The organism is Variovorax sp. SPNA7, from assembly GCF_033807855.1.
Lineage (GTDB): Bacteria > Pseudomonadota > Gammaproteobacteria > Burkholderiales > Burkholderiaceae_C > Variovorax > Variovorax beijingensis.
On record NZ_CP138513.1, the window covers coordinates 1,236,996 to 1,256,880 of the forward strand.

The 19,885-nt window shown below is 66.7% G+C and carries 23 protein-coding genes; 21 read left to right on the plus strand and 2 right to left on the minus strand.

Annotated features, from left to right (window positions below):
* Window positions 1–15 precede the first annotated feature (15 nt).
* From RZE77_RS05550 to RZE77_RS05640, 19 genes are all read left to right on the plus strand, one after another.
* Window positions 16–1,494 carry a glutamate synthase subunit beta gene (locus tag RZE77_RS05550; protein WP_319441034.1) on the plus strand — a complete coding sequence of 493 codons (1,479 nt, stop codon included), beginning with the start codon at window positions 16–18 and terminating at the stop codon, window positions 1,492–1,494.
* Window positions 1,495–1,559: 65 nt separating this feature from the next.
* Entirely contained in the window at window positions 1,560–2,420 is an 861-nt protein-coding gene (locus RZE77_RS05555; protein WP_319441035.1) for an ABC transporter ATP-binding protein, read from the plus strand.
* Window positions 2,417–3,199, plus strand: a complete 783-nt coding sequence (gene mlaE / locus RZE77_RS05560; protein WP_018906525.1) for a lipid asymmetry maintenance ABC transporter permease subunit MlaE — start codon at window positions 2,417–2,419, stop codon at window positions 3,197–3,199. The genes RZE77_RS05555 and mlaE overlap by 4 nt, the downstream gene beginning before the upstream one ends.
* A 38-nt stretch (window positions 3,200–3,237) precedes the next feature.
* Window positions 3,238–3,729 (plus strand): outer membrane lipid asymmetry maintenance protein MlaD, encoded by a 492-nt coding sequence (gene mlaD, locus RZE77_RS05565; protein WP_012746305.1) that lies wholly within the window; start codon window positions 3,238–3,240, stop codon window positions 3,727–3,729.
* Window positions 3,726–4,472, plus strand: coding sequence for an MlaA family lipoprotein (locus tag RZE77_RS05570; protein WP_319441036.1), 747 nt, complete (start codon window positions 3,726–3,728; stop codon window positions 4,470–4,472). The genes mlaD and RZE77_RS05570 overlap by 4 nt, the downstream gene beginning before the upstream one ends.
* 185 nt (window positions 4,473–4,657) lie before the next feature.
* A complete protein-coding gene (locus tag RZE77_RS05575; protein ID WP_124957424.1) occupies window positions 4,658–5,317 on the plus strand; it encodes an MlaC/ttg2D family ABC transporter substrate-binding protein in 660 nt (219 codons plus the stop codon).
* 4 nt (window positions 5,318–5,321) lie between these two features.
* Entirely contained in the window at window positions 5,322–5,594 is a 273-nt protein-coding gene (locus RZE77_RS05580; protein ID WP_319441037.1) for an STAS domain-containing protein, read from the plus strand.
* A gap of 87 nt (window positions 5,595–5,681) precedes the next feature.
* Window positions 5,682–6,629: an ABC transporter ATP-binding protein gene (locus RZE77_RS05585; protein ID WP_124957422.1), complete on the plus strand. Its 948-nt coding sequence runs from the start codon at window positions 5,682–5,684 to the stop codon at window positions 6,627–6,629.
* Window positions 6,626–7,390: an ABC transporter permease gene (locus RZE77_RS05590; RefSeq protein WP_319441038.1), complete on the plus strand. Its 765-nt coding sequence runs from the start codon at window positions 6,626–6,628 to the stop codon at window positions 7,388–7,390. The genes RZE77_RS05585 and RZE77_RS05590 overlap by 4 nt, the downstream gene beginning before the upstream one ends.
* A 19-nt stretch (window positions 7,391–7,409) precedes the next feature.
* Complete coding sequence (locus RZE77_RS05595) at window positions 7,410–7,652, plus strand: BolA family protein (RefSeq protein ID WP_012746311.1); 243 nt, start codon at window positions 7,410–7,412, stop codon at window positions 7,650–7,652.
* Window positions 7,653–7,689: 37 nt separating this feature from the next.
* The gene (murA, locus tag RZE77_RS05600) at window positions 7,690–8,979 is read left to right on the plus strand and encodes a UDP-N-acetylglucosamine 1-carboxyvinyltransferase (protein ID WP_319441039.1); all 1,290 of its coding nucleotides are present in this window, start codon (window positions 7,690–7,692) and stop codon (window positions 8,977–8,979) included.
* Window positions 8,976–9,617 carry an ATP phosphoribosyltransferase gene (gene hisG / locus RZE77_RS05605; protein WP_319441040.1) on the plus strand — a complete coding sequence of 214 codons (642 nt, stop codon included), beginning with the start codon at window positions 8,976–8,978 and terminating at the stop codon, window positions 9,615–9,617. The genes murA and hisG overlap by 4 nt, the downstream gene beginning before the upstream one ends.
* An 11-nt stretch (window positions 9,618–9,628) precedes the next feature.
* Window positions 9,629–10,999 carry a histidinol dehydrogenase gene (gene hisD / locus RZE77_RS05610; protein ID WP_319441041.1) on the plus strand — a complete coding sequence of 457 codons (1,371 nt, stop codon included), beginning with the start codon at window positions 9,629–9,631 and terminating at the stop codon, window positions 10,997–10,999.
* 31 nt (window positions 11,000–11,030) lie between these two features.
* Window positions 11,031–11,402: a hypothetical protein gene (locus tag RZE77_RS05615; RefSeq protein WP_319441042.1), complete on the plus strand. Its 372-nt coding sequence runs from the start codon at window positions 11,031–11,033 to the stop codon at window positions 11,400–11,402.
* A complete protein-coding gene (gene hisC, locus RZE77_RS05620; protein ID WP_319441043.1) occupies window positions 11,399–12,490 on the plus strand; it encodes a histidinol-phosphate transaminase in 1,092 nt (363 codons plus the stop codon). Before RZE77_RS05615 ends, hisC begins: the two co-directional genes overlap by 4 nt.
* Window positions 12,487–13,110 (plus strand): imidazoleglycerol-phosphate dehydratase HisB, encoded by a 624-nt coding sequence (gene hisB, locus RZE77_RS05625; protein WP_319441044.1) that lies wholly within the window; start codon window positions 12,487–12,489, stop codon window positions 13,108–13,110. Before hisC ends, hisB begins: the two co-directional genes overlap by 4 nt.
* Window positions 13,111–13,129: 19 nt before the next feature.
* A complete protein-coding gene (gene hisH / locus RZE77_RS05630) occupies window positions 13,130–13,786 on the plus strand; it encodes an imidazole glycerol phosphate synthase subunit HisH (RefSeq protein WP_319441045.1) in 657 nt (218 codons plus the stop codon).
* A gap of 63 nt (window positions 13,787–13,849) precedes the next feature.
* Entirely contained in the window at window positions 13,850–14,593 is a 744-nt protein-coding gene (gene hisA, locus RZE77_RS05635) for a 1-(5-phosphoribosyl)-5-[(5-phosphoribosylamino)methylideneamino]imidazole-4-carboxamide isomerase (RefSeq protein WP_012746319.1), read from the plus strand.
* A gap of 26 nt (window positions 14,594–14,619) precedes the next feature.
* A complete protein-coding gene (locus tag RZE77_RS05640; RefSeq protein ID WP_319441046.1) occupies window positions 14,620–15,795 on the plus strand; it encodes an AAA family ATPase in 1,176 nt (391 codons plus the stop codon).
* A 16-nt stretch (window positions 15,796–15,811) separates the two neighbouring features.
* On the opposite strand, the gene RZE77_RS05645 is transcribed toward RZE77_RS05640, so the two are convergent.
* Complete coding sequence (locus tag RZE77_RS05645; protein ID WP_319441047.1) at window positions 15,812–16,729, minus strand: amino acid ABC transporter substrate-binding protein; 918 nt, start codon at window positions 16,727–16,729, stop codon at window positions 15,812–15,814.
* A gap of 8 nt (window positions 16,730–16,737) precedes the next feature.
* Window positions 16,738–18,045: a dicarboxylate/amino acid:cation symporter gene (locus tag RZE77_RS05650; RefSeq protein ID WP_124957413.1), complete on the minus strand. Its 1,308-nt coding sequence runs from the start codon at window positions 18,043–18,045 to the stop codon at window positions 16,738–16,740.
* A gap of 194 nt (window positions 18,046–18,239) precedes the next feature.
* Here RZE77_RS05650 and RZE77_RS05655 point away from each other — a divergent pair, with 194 nt between their 5' ends.
* On the plus strand, window positions 18,240–19,076 hold the full coding sequence (locus RZE77_RS05655; protein ID WP_319441048.1) for a D-hexose-6-phosphate mutarotase: 837 nt from the start codon (window positions 18,240–18,242) through the stop codon (window positions 19,074–19,076).
* A gap of 21 nt (window positions 19,077–19,097) precedes the next feature.
* Entirely contained in the window at window positions 19,098–19,877 is a 780-nt protein-coding gene (gene hisF, locus RZE77_RS05660) for an imidazole glycerol phosphate synthase subunit HisF (RefSeq protein WP_319441049.1), read from the plus strand.
* The last annotated feature ends 8 nt before the right edge of the window (window positions 19,878–19,885 follow it).

Here is a 19,885-nt window from a genome sequence, read left to right on the forward strand (position 1 = left end):
ACAGAGGAAAGCACGATGGGAAAGATCACCGGCTTCATGGAGCATGAGCGCATCGAAGAGGGCTACCGCCCCGCCTCCGAGCGCGTCAAGCACTACAAGGAATTCGTCGTCGGCCTGACGCCGGAGCAGGCCAAGGTGCAGGGCGCGCGCTGCATGGACTGCGGCACGCCGTTCTGCAACAGCGGCTGCCCGGTCAACAACGTCATTCCGGACTTCAACGACCTCGTGTACCGCAACGACTGGCAAAACGCCTTCGCGGTGCTCGACTCGACCAACAACTTCCCGGAATTCACCGGCCGCATCTGCCCCGCGCCCTGCGAGGCGGCCTGCGTGCTCAACGTGAACGACGATCCGATCGGCATCAAGTCGATCGAGCACGCGATCATCGACCGCGCCTGGGACGAAGGCTGGGTGGCGCCGCGCGTCGCCAAGCACAAGACCGGCAAGAAGGTGGCGGTGGTGGGTTCGGGCCCGGCCGGCATGGCGGCGGCGCAGCAGCTCGCGCGCGCCGGCCACGATGTGACGCTGTTCGAGAAGAACGACCGCATCGGCGGCCTGCTGCGCTACGGCATTCCCGACTTCAAGATGGAGAAGACCCACATCGACCGCCGCGTCGAGCAGATGAAGGCCGAGGGCGTGACCTTCCGCACCGGCGTGATGGTCGGCGCCGCGAAGGACCCGCTGGGCAAGGGCTCCAAGGTCACCAACCTGGCCAAGGAAACCGTCACGCCCGAGCAGCTGCAGAAGGACTTCGACGCCGTGGTGCTCACCGGCGGTGCCGAGCAGTCGCGCGACCTGCCGGTGCCGGGCCGTGACCTCGACGGCATTCATTTTGCGATGGAGTTCCTGCCGCAGCAGAACCGCGTCAACGCGGGCGACAAGGTCAAGGGCCAGCTGCGCGCCGACGGCAAGCACGTGATCGTGATCGGCGGCGGCGACACCGGCTCCGACTGCGTGGGCACCAGCAACCGCCATGGCGCGGCCAGCGTCACGCAGTTCGAGCTGATGCCGCAGCCGCCGGAAGAAGAAAACCGCCCGCTGACCTGGCCCTACTGGCCGATCAAGCTGCGCACCAGCTCCAGCCATGAAGAAGGCTGCGAGCGCGAGTTCGCCATCTCCACCAAGGAATTCATCGGCGAAAAAGGCAAGATCACCGGCCTGAAGACCGTGCGCGTCGAGTGGAAGGACGGCCGCATGCAGGAAGTGGCCGGCAGCGAGCAGATCCTCAAGGCCGACCTCGTGCTGCTGGCCATGGGCTTCGTGAGCCCGGTGGCCAACGTGCTGGACGCCTTCGGCGTCGAGAAGGATGCACGCGGCAACGCCAAGGCCACGGTCGACTTCATCGGCGGCTATGCCACCAACGTGCCGAAGGTGTTTGCAGCGGGCGACATCCGCCGCGGCCAGTCGCTCGTGGTGTGGGCGATCCGGGAAGGCCGCCAGGCCGCGCGTTCGGTGGATGAATTCCTGATGGGATTCAGCGACCTGCCACGCTGATTTTTGTTTCAGTTTTGCGGGGCCGGCCACGGCCCCGCTATCATTCGCGGAAACCGCATGCCGGGATGCCTGAGAAGGTGCCCGGCTTTTTTATTGAGATGGAATCAGCCGCACCACTGCCACACCCCTTTGTCGAGTTCCGCGACGTTACGTTCGGCTACGGCGCACGGGCGATCCTCGGCGGTGTGTCGTTTGCCGTGCCGCGCGGCAAGGTGACGGCGCTGATGGGCGCCTCGGGCGGCGGCAAGACCACCGTGCTGCGGCTCATCGGCGGCCAGCAGCGGGTGCAGCGCGGCGAGGTGCTTTTCGACGGCCAGGACGTCGGCAAGTTCGACGCCGCGGGGCTGTACAAGGCGCGGCGCCGCATGGGCATGCTGTTCCAGTTCGGTGCGCTGTTCACTGACATGAGCGTGTTCGACAACGTCGCGTTTCCGCTGCGCGAGCACACGCAGCTCTCGGAAGCGCTGGTGCGCGACATCGTGCTCATGAAGCTCGACGCCGTGGGCTTGCGCGGCGCGCGCGACCTGATGCCCAGCGAGGTGTCCGGCGGCATGGCGCGGCGCGTGGCCCTGGCGCGCGCCATTGCGCTCGACCCCGATCTCGTGATGTACGACGAGCCCTTTGCCGGCCTCGACCCGATTTCCCTGGGCACGGCCGCGCGGCTGATCCGCCAGCTCAATGACACGCTGGGGCTGACCAGCATCGTCGTGTCGCACGACCTCGAGGAAACCTTCCGCATCGCCGACCACGTGATCATCCTGGCCAACGGCGGCATCGCCGCGCAGGGCACGCCTGCAGAGGTGCGCGAGAGCGCCGATCCGCTGGTCCACCAGTTCGTCAATGCACTGCCCGACGGGCCGGTGCACTTTCACTACCCCGTGGCCAGCATCGAGGAAGATTTCGGCAATGAAGGAGGGCGGTCATGAGCTGGTGGAAGCCCGCCGACATCGGCTTTGCCGTGCGCAGCAAGCTGGCCGACCTGGGCTATGGCGCCAAGCTGTTCCTGCGCCTGCTGGTGCAGGGGGCACGAAGCTTGCAGCGCTTCGGGCTGGTGCGCGACCAGATCCACTTCCTGGGCAACTACTCGCTGGCGATCATCGCGGTGTCGGGGCTTTTCGTCGGCTTCGTGCTGGGCCTGCAGATGTACTACGCGCTGCAGCGCTACGGTTCTTCCGAGGCGCTCGGCCTCTTGGTGGCACTGAGCCTGGTGCGCGAGCTCGGGCCCGTGGTGGCCGCCTTGCTGTTCACGGGGCGTGCCGGTACTTCGCTCACTGCGGAGATCGGCCTCATGAAGGCCGGCGAGCAGCTCAGCGCCATGGAGATGATGGCGGTCGACCCGGTGCAGCGCATCCTTGCGCCGCGTTTCTGGGCCGGCGTGATCACGATGCCGCTGCTGGCGGCCGTGTTCAGCGCGGTCGGCATCATGGGCGGCTATGTGGTGGGCGTGCTGATGCTGGGCGTGGACCCGGGCGCGTTCTGGGGCCAGATGCAGGGCGGCGTCGATGTCTGGCGCGACGTGGGCAACGGCGTGATCAAGAGCATCGTGTTCGGCTTCACCGTGACCTTCATCGCGCTGCTGCAGGGCTACGAGGCCCAGCCCACGCCCGAAGGCGTGTCGCGCGCAACCACGCGCACGGTGGTGATGGCCTCGCTTTCGGTGCTGGGGCTCGACTTCCTGCTCACCGCCATGATGTTCAGTATTTGAAGGAGCCCCGGCTCCAATCGTTCTAGAGAGTGCAAACCATGCAACGTTCCAACAACGACATCTGGGTCGGCCTGTTCGTCCTGATCGGCGGCGCGGCGCTGCTGTTCCTCGCGCTGCAGTCGGCCAACCTGCTGAGCCTGAACTTCCAGAAGACCTACAACGTCACCGCGCGTTTCGACAACATCGGCGGCCTCAAGCCGCAAACGGCGGTCAAGAGCGCCGGCGTGGTGGTCGGCCGTGTGGAATCCATCTCGTTCGACGACAAGTCTTTTCAGGCCAGCGTCACACTGGCATTGCAAAACCGTTACAGTTTTCCCAAGGACAGCTCGCTCAAGATCCTGACCAGTGGCCTGCTCGGCGAGCAGTACATCGGAATCGAGGCGGGCGCCGAGGAGAAGAACCTGCAAGCCGGCGACACCGTCACCTCGACCCAATCGGCCGTGGTGCTGGAAAACCTGATCAGCCAGTTCCTCTACAGCAAGGCGGCCGAAGGAAATACCTCGACGCCGGGAACAGCCAACAAGAAATGAAAACAAGCCTTTTTTCGTCCTTCGCTATTAAAAATATAGCGAAACATGCCCGCTGGGCGGGTGCTGCAGCCGCTTTTTCGCTCATTGCAGGATGCGCGACCGGCCCCGGGGCCAATCCGGCCGACCCTTTCGAGCCGATGAACCGGGGCGTCACCCGCTTCAACGACACGGTCGACGAGGCGGTGCTCGTGCCCGTGGCCACCGCCTACCAGCGCGTGCTGCCTTCCATGGTGCGCACCGGCGTGAGCAATTTCTTTGGCAACCTGGGCGATGTCTGGAGCTTTGCCAACAGCGTGGCCCAGCTCAGGCTGCAGAACAGCGCCGAGACCTTCATGCGGGTCAACGTCAACACCCTGTTCGGTCTTGGCGGCCTTCTCGACATCGCCACCGAAGCGGGCATCGACCGCCACGAGGAAGATTTCGGCCAGACGCTCGGCCGCTGGGGCGTGGGCGCCGGCCCGTACGTGGTGCTGCCGGTGTTCGGCCCCTCGACCCTGCGCGATACGGCCGCATTGCCGGTGGACCGTGCCGGCAGCGTGCTCGGCAACATGAACGACGTGGCCTGGCGCAATTCGCTGTCCTTCCTGGAGGCTGTCGATACGCGGGCGAAGTACCTGCGCGCCGGCCGCCTGCTCGATGATGCGGCGCTCGACAAGTACACCTTCACGCGCGACGCCTTCCTGCAGCATCGCCGCAACGACGTCTACGACGGCAATCCGCCTGACGACGAAGGCGGAAAATAAAGCACAGAAAGGCGCGGAATAGAGGCTTTTCGCGGACAGACAGGCGGTTTTCCGCTTGCATCCCGTTTCAAGGCTTCACCTGCGCTTCAGGAACCCGGTCGGCCGGGAAGCTGTCGAACACGTTCTTTTTCCAGCAGGCGCGGCTTCCATTGCGCCCTGCGGATTTTCCACTTGAAGGGAATGCCATGAACAACAAGATCTTGCAACGACGCGGCTTTGGCCGCCTGGTGCTGGCCAGCGCCTTGCTCTTCGGCGCCGCGACGGCTTTCGTGCGTCCGGCCCATGCCGCCGACGAAGCGCCTGATGCGCTGGTCAAGCGTTTGTCGACCGATGTGCTCGAAACCATCAAGGCCGATACTTCCATCAAGGCTGGCGACGTCAGCAAGATCATGGTGCTGGTCGACAGCAAGATCATGCCCAACGTCAACTTCCAGCGCATGACGGCTTCCGCCGTCGGCCCGGCATGGCGCCAGGCCACCCCGGAGCAGCAAAAGCGGCTGCAGGAAGAATTCAAGACCCTGCTGGTGCGCACCTATGCCGGCGCGCTCGACCAGGTGAGCGACCAGACCGTCACGGTGCGTCCGTTCCGCGGTTCGCCCGAAGACACCGAAGTGCTGGTCCGCACCGAGGTCAAGGGCCGCGGCGATCCGGTGCAACTGGACTACCGGCTCGAGAAAACGCCCGGCCAGGGCGGCGGCTGGAAGGTCTACAACCTCAATGTGCTGGGCGTCTGGCTGGTCGACACCTACCGCACCCAGTTCTCGCAGGAAATCAACGCCCGCGGCATCGACGGCCTGATTGCAGCGCTGGCGGCGCGCAACAAGGGCAACAACGGCAAGAGCTGAGGCCATGCTGGTCCTGCCCTCCAAACTCACCCACGACGAAGCCCCGGCCTGCATGCGCATGCTGCAGCAGGGGTTGAAGGGGCAGACCGACACATCCACGGTGGTGGACGCCAGCGCGCTGGCGCAGTTCGATTCCTCGGCCCTGGCGGTGCTGCTGGAGTGCCGCCGCGAATCGAGCGCGCTCGGCCGGGGTTTTGCGGTCAAGGGACTTTCGCCGCGGCTGCGCGAACTGGCCGCGCTCTACGGTATCGCGGGGCTTCTGCCGGCGGCGCCCTGATCGCCGGCGGCCCGGCAGCGGCCGCGTCAGGGCATCCGGCCGCCGCCAAGCGGCCTGCGGGGCGGGCCCGTAAAATCGCCGGCTCCCATGCCCGCGATCTCATTCCAATCGGTCTCCAAGACCTACCCTCCCTCCAGACAGCAGCGGGCCCAAGGCAAGCAGGGGCTGCGCGCCGTCGACGAGGTCAGCTTCCAGATCGAGCCGGGCGAGTTCTTCGGCCTGCTCGGGCCCAATGGCGCGGGCAAGACCACGCTCATCAGCATGCTCGCCGGGCTGTCCCGCCCCACGGCCGGGGCCATCAGCGTCCATGGCTTCGACGTGCAGCGCGACTATGCCGAGGCTCGGCGCCAGCTCGGCATCGTGCCGCAGGAGCTGGTGTTCGACCCCTTCTTCAATGTGCGCGAATCGCTGCGCATCCAGTCGGGCTACTTCGGCATCAAGAACAACGAACCCTGGATCGACGAACTGCTGCAAAGCCTGGGCCTGGCCGACAAGGCCACGGCCAACATGCGCCAGCTCTCGGGCGGCATGAAGCGCCGGGTGCTGGTGGCGCAGGCGCTGGTGCACAAGCCGCCCGTGATCGTGCTGGACGAGCCCACCGCCGGGGTCGACGTCGAGTTGCGCCAGACGCTCTGGCAGTTTGTCGCCAGGCTCAACAAGGAGGGCAGCACCGTGCTGCTGACCACCCACTACCTCGAAGAGGCCGAGGCGCTGTGCAGCCGCATCGCGATGCTCAAGCTCGGCAAGGTGATCGCCCTGGACCGCACCAGCGAGCTCTTGAAATCGGCCGCCAGCAACGTGCTGCGCTTCAAGACCGACGCCATGCTGCCCTGGGCCATCGCGCAGCATGCGCGCATCACCGGGCGCATCGTGCAGCTGCCGGCGCAGAACGCCCATGAAGTCGAACAACTGCTGGCCGCGATCCGCGAAGCCGGCGTCGCGGTGGAAGACGTGGAAATGCGCAAGGCCGACCTGGAAGACGTGTTCATCGACCTGATGGCGGGCGAGCAGACGCCGCTGGAGGTGGCGAGATGATGGCCGTTACTGGGTGGCGCGCGCTGCTCTACAAGGAAACGCTGCGCTTCTGGAAGGTCGGCTTCCAGACCGTCGGCGCGCCGGTGCTCACCGCGCTGCTCTACCTGATGGTGTTCGGCCACGTGCTCGAAGACCATGTGAAGGTCTACGGGTCGGTCGGCTACACCGCCTTCCTGGTGCCGGGCCTCGTGATGATGAGCGTGCTGCAGAACGCCTTCGCCAACAGCTCGTCGTCGATCATCCAGAGCAAGATCATGGGCAACCTGGTGTTCGTGCTGCTCACGCCGCTGTCGCACTGGGGCTGGTTCTTCGCCTACGTGGGCTCGTCTGTGATCCGCGGGCTGGCCGTGGGGCTCGGCGTGTTCGCGGTCACCGTGTTCTTCGCGATGCCGAGCTTCGTTGCGCCGCTCTGGATCCTGGTGTTCGCGCTGCTGGGCTCCGCCATGCTCGGCACGCTGGGCCTCATTGCCGGGCTCTGGGCCGAGAAGTTCGACCAGATGGCGGTGTTCCAGAACTTCCTGATCATGCCCATGACCTTTCTGTCGGGCGTTTTCTATTCGATCGGCTCGCTGCCGCCGTTCTGGCAGGGCGTGAGCCACCTGAACCCGTTCTTCTACATGATCGACGGCTTCCGCTACGGCTTCTTCGGCGTGAGCGACGCCTCGCCCTGGCTCAGCCTGGGCATCGTCGGCGCCGCCTGGCTGGTGGTGAGCGCCATCGCCGTCCACCTGCTGCGCATCGGCTACAAAATCAGAGGCTGAAAGGCCCTTTCCAATTCCCATGACCGCCGAACAACTCCAGGCCCTGATCCAGTCCCACCTTCCCTGCGAGCACATCACGCTCGAAGGCGATGGCCGGCATTGGTACGCCACCATCGTCTCGGCCGAATTCGAGGGCAAGCGCGCGATTCAGCGCCACCAGCGGGTCTACGCGACCCTGGGTGCGAAAATGCATACCGACGAGGTGCATGCGCTCTCGATGAAGACCTACACGCCGGCCGAATGGGCGGCGTTGGAAAAATAACTCTCCGGCCTCCGGGCCCTGATTCGCTGGAAATTCGATGGACAAACTTCTGATTCGCGGCGGGCGCCAGCTCCGCGGCGAGGTACTCATTTCCGGCGCCAAGAACGCAGCCTTGCCGGAGCTGTGCGCCGCGCTCTTGACCGACCAGCCCGTGACGCTGCACAACGTGCCGCGCCTGCAGGACGTGTCGACCATGCTCAAGCTGGTGCGCAACATGGGCGTTGCGGCCGAGCGCGACGACAACGGCACGGTGCGGCTCGATGCGGGCGACCTCAGCAACCCCGAGGCGCCCTACGAACTGGTGAAGACCATGCGCGCCTCCGTGCTGGCCCTGGGCCCGCTGCTCGCGCGCTTCGGCCATGCCAAGGTGTCGCTGCCGGGCGGCTGCGCCATCGGCTCGCGGCCGGTCGACCAGCACATCAAGGGTCTGCAGGCGATGGGCGCCGAGATCGTGGTCGAGCACGGCTACATGATCGCCAGCCTGCCGGCCGGGCGCACCCGCCTGAAGGGCGCGCGCATCCTGACCGACATGGTCACCGTCACGGGCACCGAGAACTTCCTCATGGCCGCCGCACTCGCCGAGGGCGAGACGCTGCTCGAAAACGCCGCGCAGGAACCCGAGATCGTCGACCTGGCCGAAATGCTGATCCGCATGGGCGCAAAGATCGAAGGCCACGGCACCAGCCACATTCGCATCCAGGGCGTCGAGAAGCTGCACGGCTGCGAGCACGCCGTGGTGGCCGACCGCATCGAGGCCGGAACCTTCCTGTGCGCCGTTGCGGCCACCGGCGGCGACGTGTTCCTGCGCCATGCGCGGGCCGACCACATGGACGCGGTGATCGACAAGCTGCGCGAGGCCGGCTGCACGGTCGCGGCGCAAGAGGGCGGCGTGCGCATCAGTTCCAGCGCCCCGGCCTGCGAGCACCTCAAGGCGCAGAGCTTCAGCACCACCGAATACCCGGGCTTCCCGACCGACATGCAGGCCCAGTTCATGGCCCTGAACGTGATCGCGCGCGGCGCATCGATGGTCACCGAGACCATCTTCGAGAACCGCTTCATGCACGTGAACGAGATGGTGCGCCTGGGCGCCACGATCCATGTCGAGGGCAAGGTGGCGATGGTCGAGGGCGTGCAGCAGCTCTCGGGCGCCACCGTGATGGCGACCGACCTGCGCGCCTCGGCCAGCCTCGTGATCGCCGGCCTCGTGGCCGAGGGCGAGACGCTGGTCGACCGCATCTACCACCTGGACCGCGGCTACGACCGCATGGAAGCCAAGCTGCGCGGCCTCGGGGCCGACATCGAACGCATTTCGGGAGCCGCCGCATGATCACCCTGGCGCTCTCGAAAGGCCGCATCTTCGAAGAGACGATGCCGCTGCTGGCCGCCGCCGGCATCGAGGTCACCGAAGACCCCGAAAAATCGCGCAAGCTGATCCTGGCCACCACCCGGCCCGACGTGCGCGTGGTGCTGGTGCGCGCCTCCGACGTGCCCACCTATGTGCAGTACGGCGGCGCCGACTTGGGCGTGACCGGCTCCGATGTGCTGCTCGAGCACGGCAACCAGGGCATGTACCAGCCGCTGGACCTGCGCATCGCGGCCTGCCGCCTCAGCGTGGCGGTGCGCGCCGACTACGATTACGCCTCGGCCGTGAAGCAGGGCTCGCGCCTGCGCGTCGCCACCAAGTACGTGGGCCTCGCGCGCGACTTCTTCGCCACCAAGGGCGTGCACGTCGACCTGATCAAGCTCTACGGCAGCATGGAGCTCGCGCCGCTCACCGGCCTGGCCGACGCCATCGTCGACCTGGTCTCGACCGGCAGCACGCTCAAGGCCAACCACCTGGTCGAGGTCGAGCGCATCATGGACATCAGCGCGCGCCTCGTGGTCAACCAGGCCGCGCTCAAGCTCAAGCGCGAGCCGATCCGCCGCATCATCGACGCCTTCGCATCGGCCATTCCCACTGCCTGAATTTCACGCACATGACCCCGAAAGCAGCCCCCGTCCGCCTCTCCACGGCTTCAGCCGGCTTCGACGCTGAATTCAAGGCGCGGCTGCATTGGTCTGCGGATGCCGATGCGGCCATCGAGAAGGTGGTGGCGGACATCCTGGCGGATGTGCAGAAGCGCGGGGACGAGGCGGTGCTGGAGTACACGCGCCGCTTCGATGGCCTCGGCGCCGCGGCCGTGCCGGAACTCGAACTGACGCAGGCCGATTTCAAGGAAGCCTTCGACTCGCTGCCCGCCGCGCAGCGCGATGCGCTGCAGGCCGCGGCCGACCGCGTACGCAGCTACCATGAGGCGCAGAAGAAGGCCAGCGGCGAGAGCTGGAGCTATCGCGACGTGGATGGCACGCTGCTGGGCCAGAAGGTCACGCCGCTCGACCGCGTGGGCATCTACGTGCCGGGCGGCAAGGCCGCCTATCCGTCCAGCCTGTTGATGAACGCCATTCCGGCCCACGTGGCGGGCGTCGGCGAAATCATCATGGTGGTTCCCACGCCCGCGAAGGGCAGCGTGGCCACGGGTGGCTCGGGCGGGCAGTCGTCCACCAGGGGCGAGCGCAATGTGCTGGTGCTCGCCGCCGCCTACGTGGCCGGCGTCACGCGCGCCTTCACGATCGGCGGCGCCCAGGCCGTGGCCGCGCTGGCCTACGGCACCGCCACCATCCCCGCGGTCGACAAGATCACCGGCCCCGGCAACGCCTACGTGGCCGCCGCCAAGCGCCGCGTGTTCGGCACCGTGGGCATCGACATGATCGCGGGCCCGAGCGAAATCCTCGTGCTGGCCGACGGCAGCACGCCGCCCGACTGGGTGGCGATGGATCTGTTCAGCCAGGCCGAGCACGACGAGCTCGCGCAGAGCATCCTGCTGTGCCCCGACGCCGCGTACATCGACCGCGTGCAGGCCGAGATCGACCGCCTGCTGCCCGGCATGCCGCGCGCCGAAATCATCGCGGCTTCGCTCAACGGCCGCGGCGCGCTCATCCACACGAAGAGCATGGAAGAGGCCTGCGAGATCAGCAACCGCATCGCCCCGGAGCACCTGGAAGTCAGCAGCAGCGAGCCGCAGCGCTGGGAGCCGCTGCTGCGCCATGCCGGCGCGATCTTCCTGGGCGCCTTCACCAGCGAGAGCCTGGGCGACTATTGCGCGGGCCCCAACCACGTGCTGCCGACCAGCGGCACGGCGCGCTTCTCGAGCCCGCTCGGCGTGTACGACTTCCAGAAGCGCTCGAGCCTCATCGAAGTGAGCGAAGCCGGCGCGCAGGTGCTCGGGCCCATCGCCGTCACGCTGGCCGAAGGCGAAGGCCTGCAGGCGCACGCCGAAGCGGCGCGCATGCGCCTGCGCAGGATCTGAAGCCCTCCGCCGCGGACAGGGGCAAAGCAAGATGGCTCGACGCCGTTCTTTTCATCGTTCGCGCGCGGCGGCATGGCTGCTGGCGCTCGCGGCTGCGGGCTCGGCGCAGGCCATGAGCATCCGCGAGCTGCGCACGCTGGAAGCGAGCGAGACGGACGGCAAGGCCTACGCGAGCTACTACCTCGTCGGCGTGCTCGAAGGCCTGCGCGAAGGCGTGGAAGCCTCGCAGCGCAACGGCCAGAAGCCGGTCTTCTGCGTCGAGGGCCGGCGCCTGGAGCCTGCGATGGCACGCTCCCTCTACCAAACCGAGCTGACCCGCAACGCCGACAGCTACGAAGCCGACATGCCCGTTCAGCTGGTCATGGCCGGCGCCCTCAGAAACAGCTACCGCTGCACCCGATGACATCTTCTCTGCCCGCCGCCCGCCCGATCGACCGCATCCGCTCCGACGTGCAGTCCATGCATGCCTACGCGGTGCAGGACGCACGCGGCTTCGTCAAGCTCGACGCCATGGAAAACCCCTTCGGCCTGCCGCCTGCGCTGCAGGCCGAGCTTGGCGCGCGGCTCGGCGCACTCGCGCTCAACCGCTATCCGGGCGAGCGCGGCGCCGACCTGCAGCGCGCGCTGGCCGCGCACGCGCAGATGCCCGAGGGCTTTTCGCTGATGCTGGGCAACGGCTCCGACGAGCTGATCTCGCTGCTCGCCATTGCCTGCGACATGCCCGGCGCCACGGTGCTCGCGCCCGTGCCCGGCTTCGTGATGTACGCCATGAGCGCGCAACTGCAGGGCCTGCGCTTCGTCGGCGTGCCGCTCACGGCCGACTTCGAGCTCGACGAGGCAGCCATGCTCGCCGCCATCGCACGCGAGAAGCCGGCCATCGTGTACCTGGCGTATCCGAACAATCCCACCGCCAACCTTTGGGACGATGCCGCCATCGAGAAGATCGTGCAGGCCCAGGGCGAGCAGGGCGGCCTGGTGGTGATCGACGAGGCCTACCAGCCCTTCGCGGCCCGAAGCTACATCGACCGCATCGCGCGGCACGGCCACGTGCTCCTGATGCGCACGCTCAGCAAGTTCGGCCTGGCCGGCATCCGCCTGGGCTACCTCATGGGCCCGGCCGCGCTGGTCGCGCAGATCGACAAGGTGCGCCCGCCCTACAACATCAGCGTGCTCAATTGCGAATGCGCACTGTTCGCGCTCGAGCACACCGAGGTATTCGAGGCCCAGGCGCGGCAGATCCGCGACGAGCGCCACCGCCTCATGATGGGGCTGGGCCGCCTGGCGGGCGTGAAGGCCTGGCCGAGCGATGCCAACATGATCCTCGTGCGCGTGCCCGATGCCTCCAAGGCCTTCGAGGGCATGAAGGCGCGCGGGATTCTTGTGAAGAACGTTTCTAAAATGCACGAACTGCTCGCAAACTGCCTGCGCCTCACCGTCGGAACGGCCGACGAGAATGCGCGGATGCTCGCGGCACTCGAAGCCTCACTATGACCACCCCCCAAACAGCCGACACGGGCGTTGCCGATCGCACCGCATCGGTCACCCGCAACACCGCCGAGACCAAGATCACCGTCAGCGTCAACCTGGACGGCACGGGCAAGGCCAGGCTCTCCACGGGCATCGGCTTTTTCGACCACATGCTCGACCAGATCGCCCGCCACGGCCTGATCGACCTCGAGATCGACTGCCAGGGCGACCTGCACATCGACGGCCATCACACGGTGGAAGACGTGGGCATCACGCTGGGCCAGGCTGTGGCCAAGGCCGTGGGCGACAAGAAGGGCATCCGCCGCTACGGCCATGCCTACGTGCCGCTCGACGAGGCGCTGAGCCGCGTGGTCATCGACTTCTCGGGCCGCCCCGGCCTGGTGATGCACGTACCGTTCACGAGCGGCATGATCGGCACCTTCGACAGCCAGCTCACCTACGAGTTCTTCCAGGGCTTCGTCAACCATGCCTTCGTCACGCTGCACATCGACAACCTCAAGGGCGTGAACGCGCACCACCAGTGCGAAACCGTGTTCAAGGCCTTTGCGCGCGCGATGCGCGGCGCGCTCGAACTCGATCCACGCTCCGTGGGCGTCATTCCATCGACCAAGGGCTCGCTCTGAACGCCCCTGCCGCCAAGCTATGAAATCTGTAGCAAATACCGTCGCCGTGGTCGACTACGGCATGGGCAACCTGCGCTCCGTCTCGCAGGCCGTGCAGCATGCGGCCGACCAGGTGGGCGTGCAGGTCTTCGTCACCTCCGACCCCGAGGTGGTGCGCAAGGCCACGCGCGTGGTGCTGCCGGGGCAGGGCGCGATGCCCGACTGCATGCGCGAGCTGCGCGACTCCGGCCTGCAGGAGTCGGTGCTCGAGGCCGCGGCGAGCAAGCCGCTCTTCGGCGTATGCGTGGGCATGCAGATGCTGCTGTCGCGCAGCGACGAAGGCCCGACCGACGGGCTCGGGCTGATTCCGGGCGAAGTCGTCAAGTTCGACCTGGCGGGCCGCCTGCAGCCCGACGGCAGCCGCTTCAAGGTGCCGCAGATGGGCTGGAACCAGGTGCGCCAGGCCCGGCCGCACCCCGTGTGGGCGGGCGTGCCGGACATGAGCTACTTCTATTTCGTGCACAGCTTCTATGCGCGGCCGGCCGACATCCGGCACAGTGTGGGCGAGGCCGATTACGGGGCATGCTTTACCGCCGCCGTCGCACGCGATAACATTTTTGCCACCCAGTTCCACCCGGAGAAGAGTGCGGACCATGGGTTGCAGCTCTACCGAAATTTCCTCCACTGGAATCCCTGACCTTATATTCCCGCCCGGGCCGAACCTTCCTCAGCCCGGATTCCGCACACTCGCGTCACTTCCATGCTCCTCATTCCCGCCATTGATCTCAAAGACGGCCATTGCGTTCGCCTCAAACAGGGCGACATGGACCAGTCCACCATCTTCAGCGAAGACCCCGCCGCCATGGCCCGCAAGTGGGTCGAGGCCGGCGCGCGGCGGCTGCACCTGGTCGACCTGAATGGCGCCTTCGCCGGCAAGCCGCAGAACCACGCGGCCATCAAGGCGATCCTGCGCGAGGTGGGCGACGACATTCCGGTGCAGCTGGGCGGCGGCATCCGCGACCTCGACACCATCGAGCGCTACATCGACGACGGCCTGCGCTACGTGATCATCGGCACCGCCGCGGTCAAGAACCCGGGCTTCCTGAAGGACGCCTGCGTGGCCTTCGGCGGCCACATCATCGTGGGGCTCGACGCCAAGGACGGCAAGGTGGCCACCGACGGCTGGAGCAAGCTCACGGGCCACGAGGTGGCCGACCTGGGCAAGAAGTTCGAGGACTACGGCGTCGAATCGATCATCTACACCGACATCGGCCGCGACGGCATGCTCTCGGGCATCAACATCGATGCCACCGTCAAGCTCGCGCAGGCCTTGACCATTCCGGTGATCGCCTCGGGCGGCCTGTCGAACATGGCCGACATCGACCAGCTCTGCGCGGTCGAGTCCGAAGGCGTCGAAGGCGTGATCTGCGGCCGGGCCATCTATTCGGGCGACCTCGACTTCGCCGCCGCGCAGGCCCGCGCGGACGAGCTTGCCGGCGCCTGAGGCGCTTTCCTCTTCTGTAGCGCGGCGTGCTTTCCGCGCTTGCCATCGCCAACTACCGCTCGCTGCGCCAGCTGACGGTGCCGCTCGGGCGGCTCACGGTGGTGACCGGGCCCAACGGCAGCGGCAAGTCCAGCGTCTATCGCGCGATGCGGCTCCTGGCCGACATTGCCAACGGCGGCGTGATCCGCTCGCTGGTGCGCGAGGGCGGTCTCTCTTCCACCCTCTGGGCCGGGCCCGAGCGCTTTTCGGCCGCCATGCTGCGCGGCGATACCCCGGTGCAGGGCACAGTGCGCAACGAGCCCGTGAACCTGCGGCTCGGCTTCTCGGGCGTCGAGACGAGCGACTTCGGCTACGCCATCGACATCGGACTTCCGGTGCCGCGCGAAACAGCCTTTGGCGGAGATCCTGAAATCAAGCGCGAGGCCATCTGGAGCGGCCCGGTTCTGCGGCCCGCCACGCAACTGGTCGACCGCAAGGGCGCAGCGCTGCGGCTGCGCGGCGAGCGCAGCGGAAGCTGGCAGGCGGTGGGGCGGCCCATCGCCCACTTCGCCAGCATGATGACCGAGTACGCCGATCCCCACGCCGCGCCCGAGATGCTCGCGCTGCGCGAGCAGATGCGCTCCTGGCGCTTCTACGACCACTTCCGCTCCGACGCCGATGCGCCCGCGCGCCAGCCGCAGCTTGGCACCTACACGCCGGTGCTCGCCAACGATGGTGCCGACCTGGCCGCCGCGCTGCAGACCATCCGCGAGATCGGCGACGGCGAGGCGCTCGACCGCGCCGTGGACGATGCATTTCCAGGCGCCCGCATCCAGGTGCGCGTGAACGAAGACCGCTTCGAAACGCTGATGCACCAGCACGGGCTGTTGCGGCCGCTGACGGCGGCGGAGCTATCGGACGGCACCCTGCGCTATCTGCTCTGGATTGCCGCGCTGCTGACGCCCCGGCCGCCGGCGCTGCTGGTGCTCAACGAGCCCGAGACCAGCCTGCATCCCGACCTGCTGCCCGCGCTCGGCCGGCTGATCGCGCAGGCCGCGCGCGGATCGCAGGTCATCGTGGTGTCGCATGCCGCGCGGCTGATTGCCGCGCTCGAAGACAGCAACGATCTGCAATCGGTGGTGCTCGAGAAGCGCTTCGGCGAAACCCGCATCGCCAACCTCGACATGAGCGAGATCCCGCACTGGGCGTGGCCGGCGCGCTGACCGCCGACGCGGTTATTTATTCCGCTTTCACCGCCATGGTCTGGATGATCGCCTGCAGCTGCGCGCTCATCGGCAGGTCGATGCTTTCGCCGGTGGGCAGCTTGCGCAGGAACCAGCGCTTGTACTGGCGCTCGATTTCGCCGTCCTGCGCCAGCACCTGGAAGGCGTCGTTGATCACCTTGGCCAATTGCGCATCGCCCTTGCGGTACATGATGCCGTAGGGGTCGTAGGAGAGGTAGTCGCCGACCACCTCGTACTGGGCCTTGGCGGCTTCCCGCGCGATCAGGCCGTAGAGCAGCACGTCGTCGGTGGCAAAGGCGTCGGCCTGGCCGCTTTTCACCAGCCCGAAGGAATCGGCGTGGTCGCGCGCCACCCGCAGGTCGATATCGAGCTTGAACTTCTGCGACAGCTCGCGCAGCGTCTTCTCGTTGGTGGTGCCCGCGGTGACGGCCACCCGCTTGCCGGCCAGGTCGCGGAACGACTTGATCGGCGCCCCCTTCTTCACCAGCACCTTGGTGCCCGAGACGAAGATCGTGGGCGAGAAGCTCACGCGCTTTTGCCGCTCCAGGTTGTTGGTGGTCGAGCCGCATTCGAGATCGACCGTGCCGCGCTCGACCGCATCCATGCGCGAATCGGAGGTCACCGGCACCCACTTGATCGCGAGGCTCTTGTTCACCGCATCTTCAATGGCCGTGACCAATTCGCGGCAGAGCTCGATCGAATAGCCGACGGGCTCCTGGCGTGCATTGAGAAAGGAAAACGGCACCGACGACTCGCGGTAGCCGATGGCGATGGCGCCGCTCTCGCGCACCTTGGCAAGGGTGCCGGTCAGCGTTTCAGGCGCTTCTTGCGCCTGCACGGGGGCGCCCGTGGCAAGGGCGGCCGCCGCCAGCAGGCCGGCAATGAAAACCGGCAGCGTGGCCCTGGGCTTCATGGCGAGCCTCACGCGTGGGCCGGATGGGCGAGGGTGGCTGCGGCTTCGGCGTCCAGCGTCTTCGCATTCACCGCCGCATCGCTCTCGGAGAGCAACTCGCCCTCCCACTTGGCGACCACGGCCGTCGCGATGGAGTTGCCCACCGCGTTGGTGGCCGAGCGCCCCATGTCCAGGAAAGTGTCGACGCCCAGGATCAGCAGCAGCCCGGCTTCCGGAATGTCGAAGTGGTTGAGCGTGGCGGCAATCACCACCAGCGAAGCGCGCGGCACGCCGGCCATGCCCTTGGAGGTGAGCATCAGGATGAGCAGCATGGTGATCTGCGTGCTCAGCGGCATGTGGATGTTGTAGGCCTGCGCGATAAACAGCACGGCGAATGTGCAGTACATCATCGAGCCGTCCAGGTTGAACGAATAGCCCATCGGCATCACGAAGCTGGAGATCTTGCGCTTGACGCCGAAACGGTCGAGCGCCTGCAGGATCTTCGGGTAGGCCGCTTCCGAGCTGGCGGTGGCGAACGAAAGCAGGAAGGCTTCCTTGATGAGCGCCATCAGCTTGAACACCCGGCGTCCGAGGAACGACACCCCCGCGAGAATCAGCACGCCCCACAGCACGAAGAGGCCCAGGTAGAAGTCGCCCATGAAGACCGCGAACTTCAGCAGGATGCCCAGGCCGTTCGTCGCAACGGTGGCGGCCATGGCGGCCATCACCGCGAGCGGCGCCAGCTTCATCACGTAGCCGGTGATCTTGAGCATGGCGTGCGAGAGTTCGTCGATGGCGGCCACCAGCGTCCTGGCCTTGTCGCCGAGCGATGCGAGCGCCACGCCGAAGAACATCGAGAACACCACGATCTGCAGGATCTCGTTGTTGGCCATGGCCTCGGCGAAAGACTTTGGAACCAGGTGGCTCACGAAGTCCTTCAGGGTGAACTTCGCGGTGGCCAGGTTGGCCGAAGCGCCGATGTCCGGCAGCGGCAGCCCCAGGTTTTCGCCGGGCTTCAGAAGGTTGGCCATCACCAGGCCGATGAGCAGCGAAATGAGCGAAGCGGTAAAGAACCATCCGAGCGACTTGCCGAACACGCGGCCCACCGACTTGGCGTCGCCCATGTGCGCAATGCCCACCACCAGCGTGGAGAACACCAGCGGCCCGATCAGCATCTTGATGAGGCGCAGAAACACGTCCGACACAATCGACACGTAGCCTGCGATCTGCGCCGCTGCCTTCTTGTCGGGAAAGCTCGTGAAGATCATGTAGCCGACAAGAATGCCGACCACCATGGCGATCAGGATCCAGGCGGCGGCCGGCAGTTTTCTCTTCATGCGTTTTCTCTTCGATGTGTAGGTATGGTTTTGGGGTGCGCGCGGACCTGCCGGCGGCTGCGCTTTTGTGCGGCGGCAAAAGGTTATCCAAGAAAGCCCCCTCGGTGCAACCAGCAGCACCACGGCTCCGATGAAGTCTTAAGTGTCCATTGCCGGTTTTGCGTGCGGGATTTTCCGCTGCCTACAATTCCTCCATGGACATCCATCCGATCGAGTTTCGCGGCCAGCCGGCGCTTCGCGCCACCAGCACCGACGGGGGTGCTTTCACCGTGTCTCTACATGGGGCGCAGCTGCTTTCGTGGACCACGGCGGGTGGCGTCGAGCGGCTCTACCTGAGCCCACGCGCGGTGTTCGATGGGGTGGCCGCAATCCGCGGCGGCGTGCCCATCTGCTGCCCTCAATTCAACCAGCGCGGCATGTTGCCCAAGCATGGATTCATGCGCAATCTGCCTTGGGAAAACAGAGGTATCGACGCCACATCGGGCGAACTGACGCTGCGGCTGCGCGACAGCGAGGCCACGCGCAAGCTCTGGCCGCACGCTTTCGAGGCGCGCCTGCAGATCGGCATGGCCGCGAGCCGGCTGCGCACCACGCTGACGCTGCTCAACATCGGCCATGGTCCGTTCAGCTTTGCAGCGGCCCTGCACACCTACCTGCACGTCGACGATATTGCGCAGGTGCGTCTCGAAGGCCTGCAGGGTGCCAACCGCTGGGATTCGCTGCGCGACGACCGCCACGTGGAAACGGCCGCGACGCTGCGTTTCGATGCCGAGTTCGACAGCGTCTACGCCGCTCCCGCGAAGCCGCTGCGGCTGGTGCAGCCCAGCGGCACGCTCGAAATTGCGCAAAGCGCCAGCTGCAGCGAAACCGTGGTCTGGAACCCTGGTGCCGTGCTTGGTGCGAAACTCGCCGACATGCCCGAAGATGGCTACCGGCACATGCTCTGCGTGGAGGCCGCGCGCATCGACGAGCAGGTGCTGCTCGTGCCCGGGGCCCAATGGCAGGGCTGGCAGCAGCTTCGCGTTCTCTGATTTCTTCCCTTACGACCGACCATGCTCGCAAAACGCATCATTCCCTGTCTCGACGTCACCGGCGGCCGCGTGGTCAAGGGCGTCAACTTTCTCGAGTTGCGCGATGCCGGCGATCCGGTCGAGATTGCGGCGCGCTACAACGCGCAGGGTGCCGACGAACTCACCTTTCTCGACATCACGGCCACCAGCGACGGCCGCGACCTGATCCTGCCGATCATCGAGGCGGTGGCCTCGCAGGTCTTCATTCCATTGACGGTGGGCGGCGGCGTGCGCACCGTGGCCGACGTGCGCCGGCTGCTCAATGCGGGCGCCGACAAGACCAGCTTCAACTCGGCGGCCATTGCCGATCCTCAGGTGATCAACGACGCCTCGCAGAAGTACGGCTCGCAATGCATCGTCGTGGCCATCGACGCCAAGCGCCGCAGCCCCGAGGAGGCCGCCACGCGCGGCGCGGGCTGGGACGTGTACAGCCATGGCGGCCGCAAGAACACCGGCCTGGACGCCGTCGAATGGGCAACTGAGATGGTGCGCCGCGGTGCCGGCGAGATCCTGCTCACGAGCATGGACCGCGACGGCACCAAGAGCGGCTTCGACCTCGAGCTCACCCGCGCCGTCAGCGACGCCGTCAACGTGCCGGTGATCGCCTCGGGCGGCGTGGGCAGCCTCGACGACCTGGCCGACGGCATCCAGGCCGGCGGTGCCGACGCGGTGCTGGCCGCCAGCATCTTCCACTACGGCGAGCACACGGTCGGCGAGGCGAAAGCCCGCATGGCCGCGCGGGGCATTCCCGTTCGGACCTGATCCGCTTC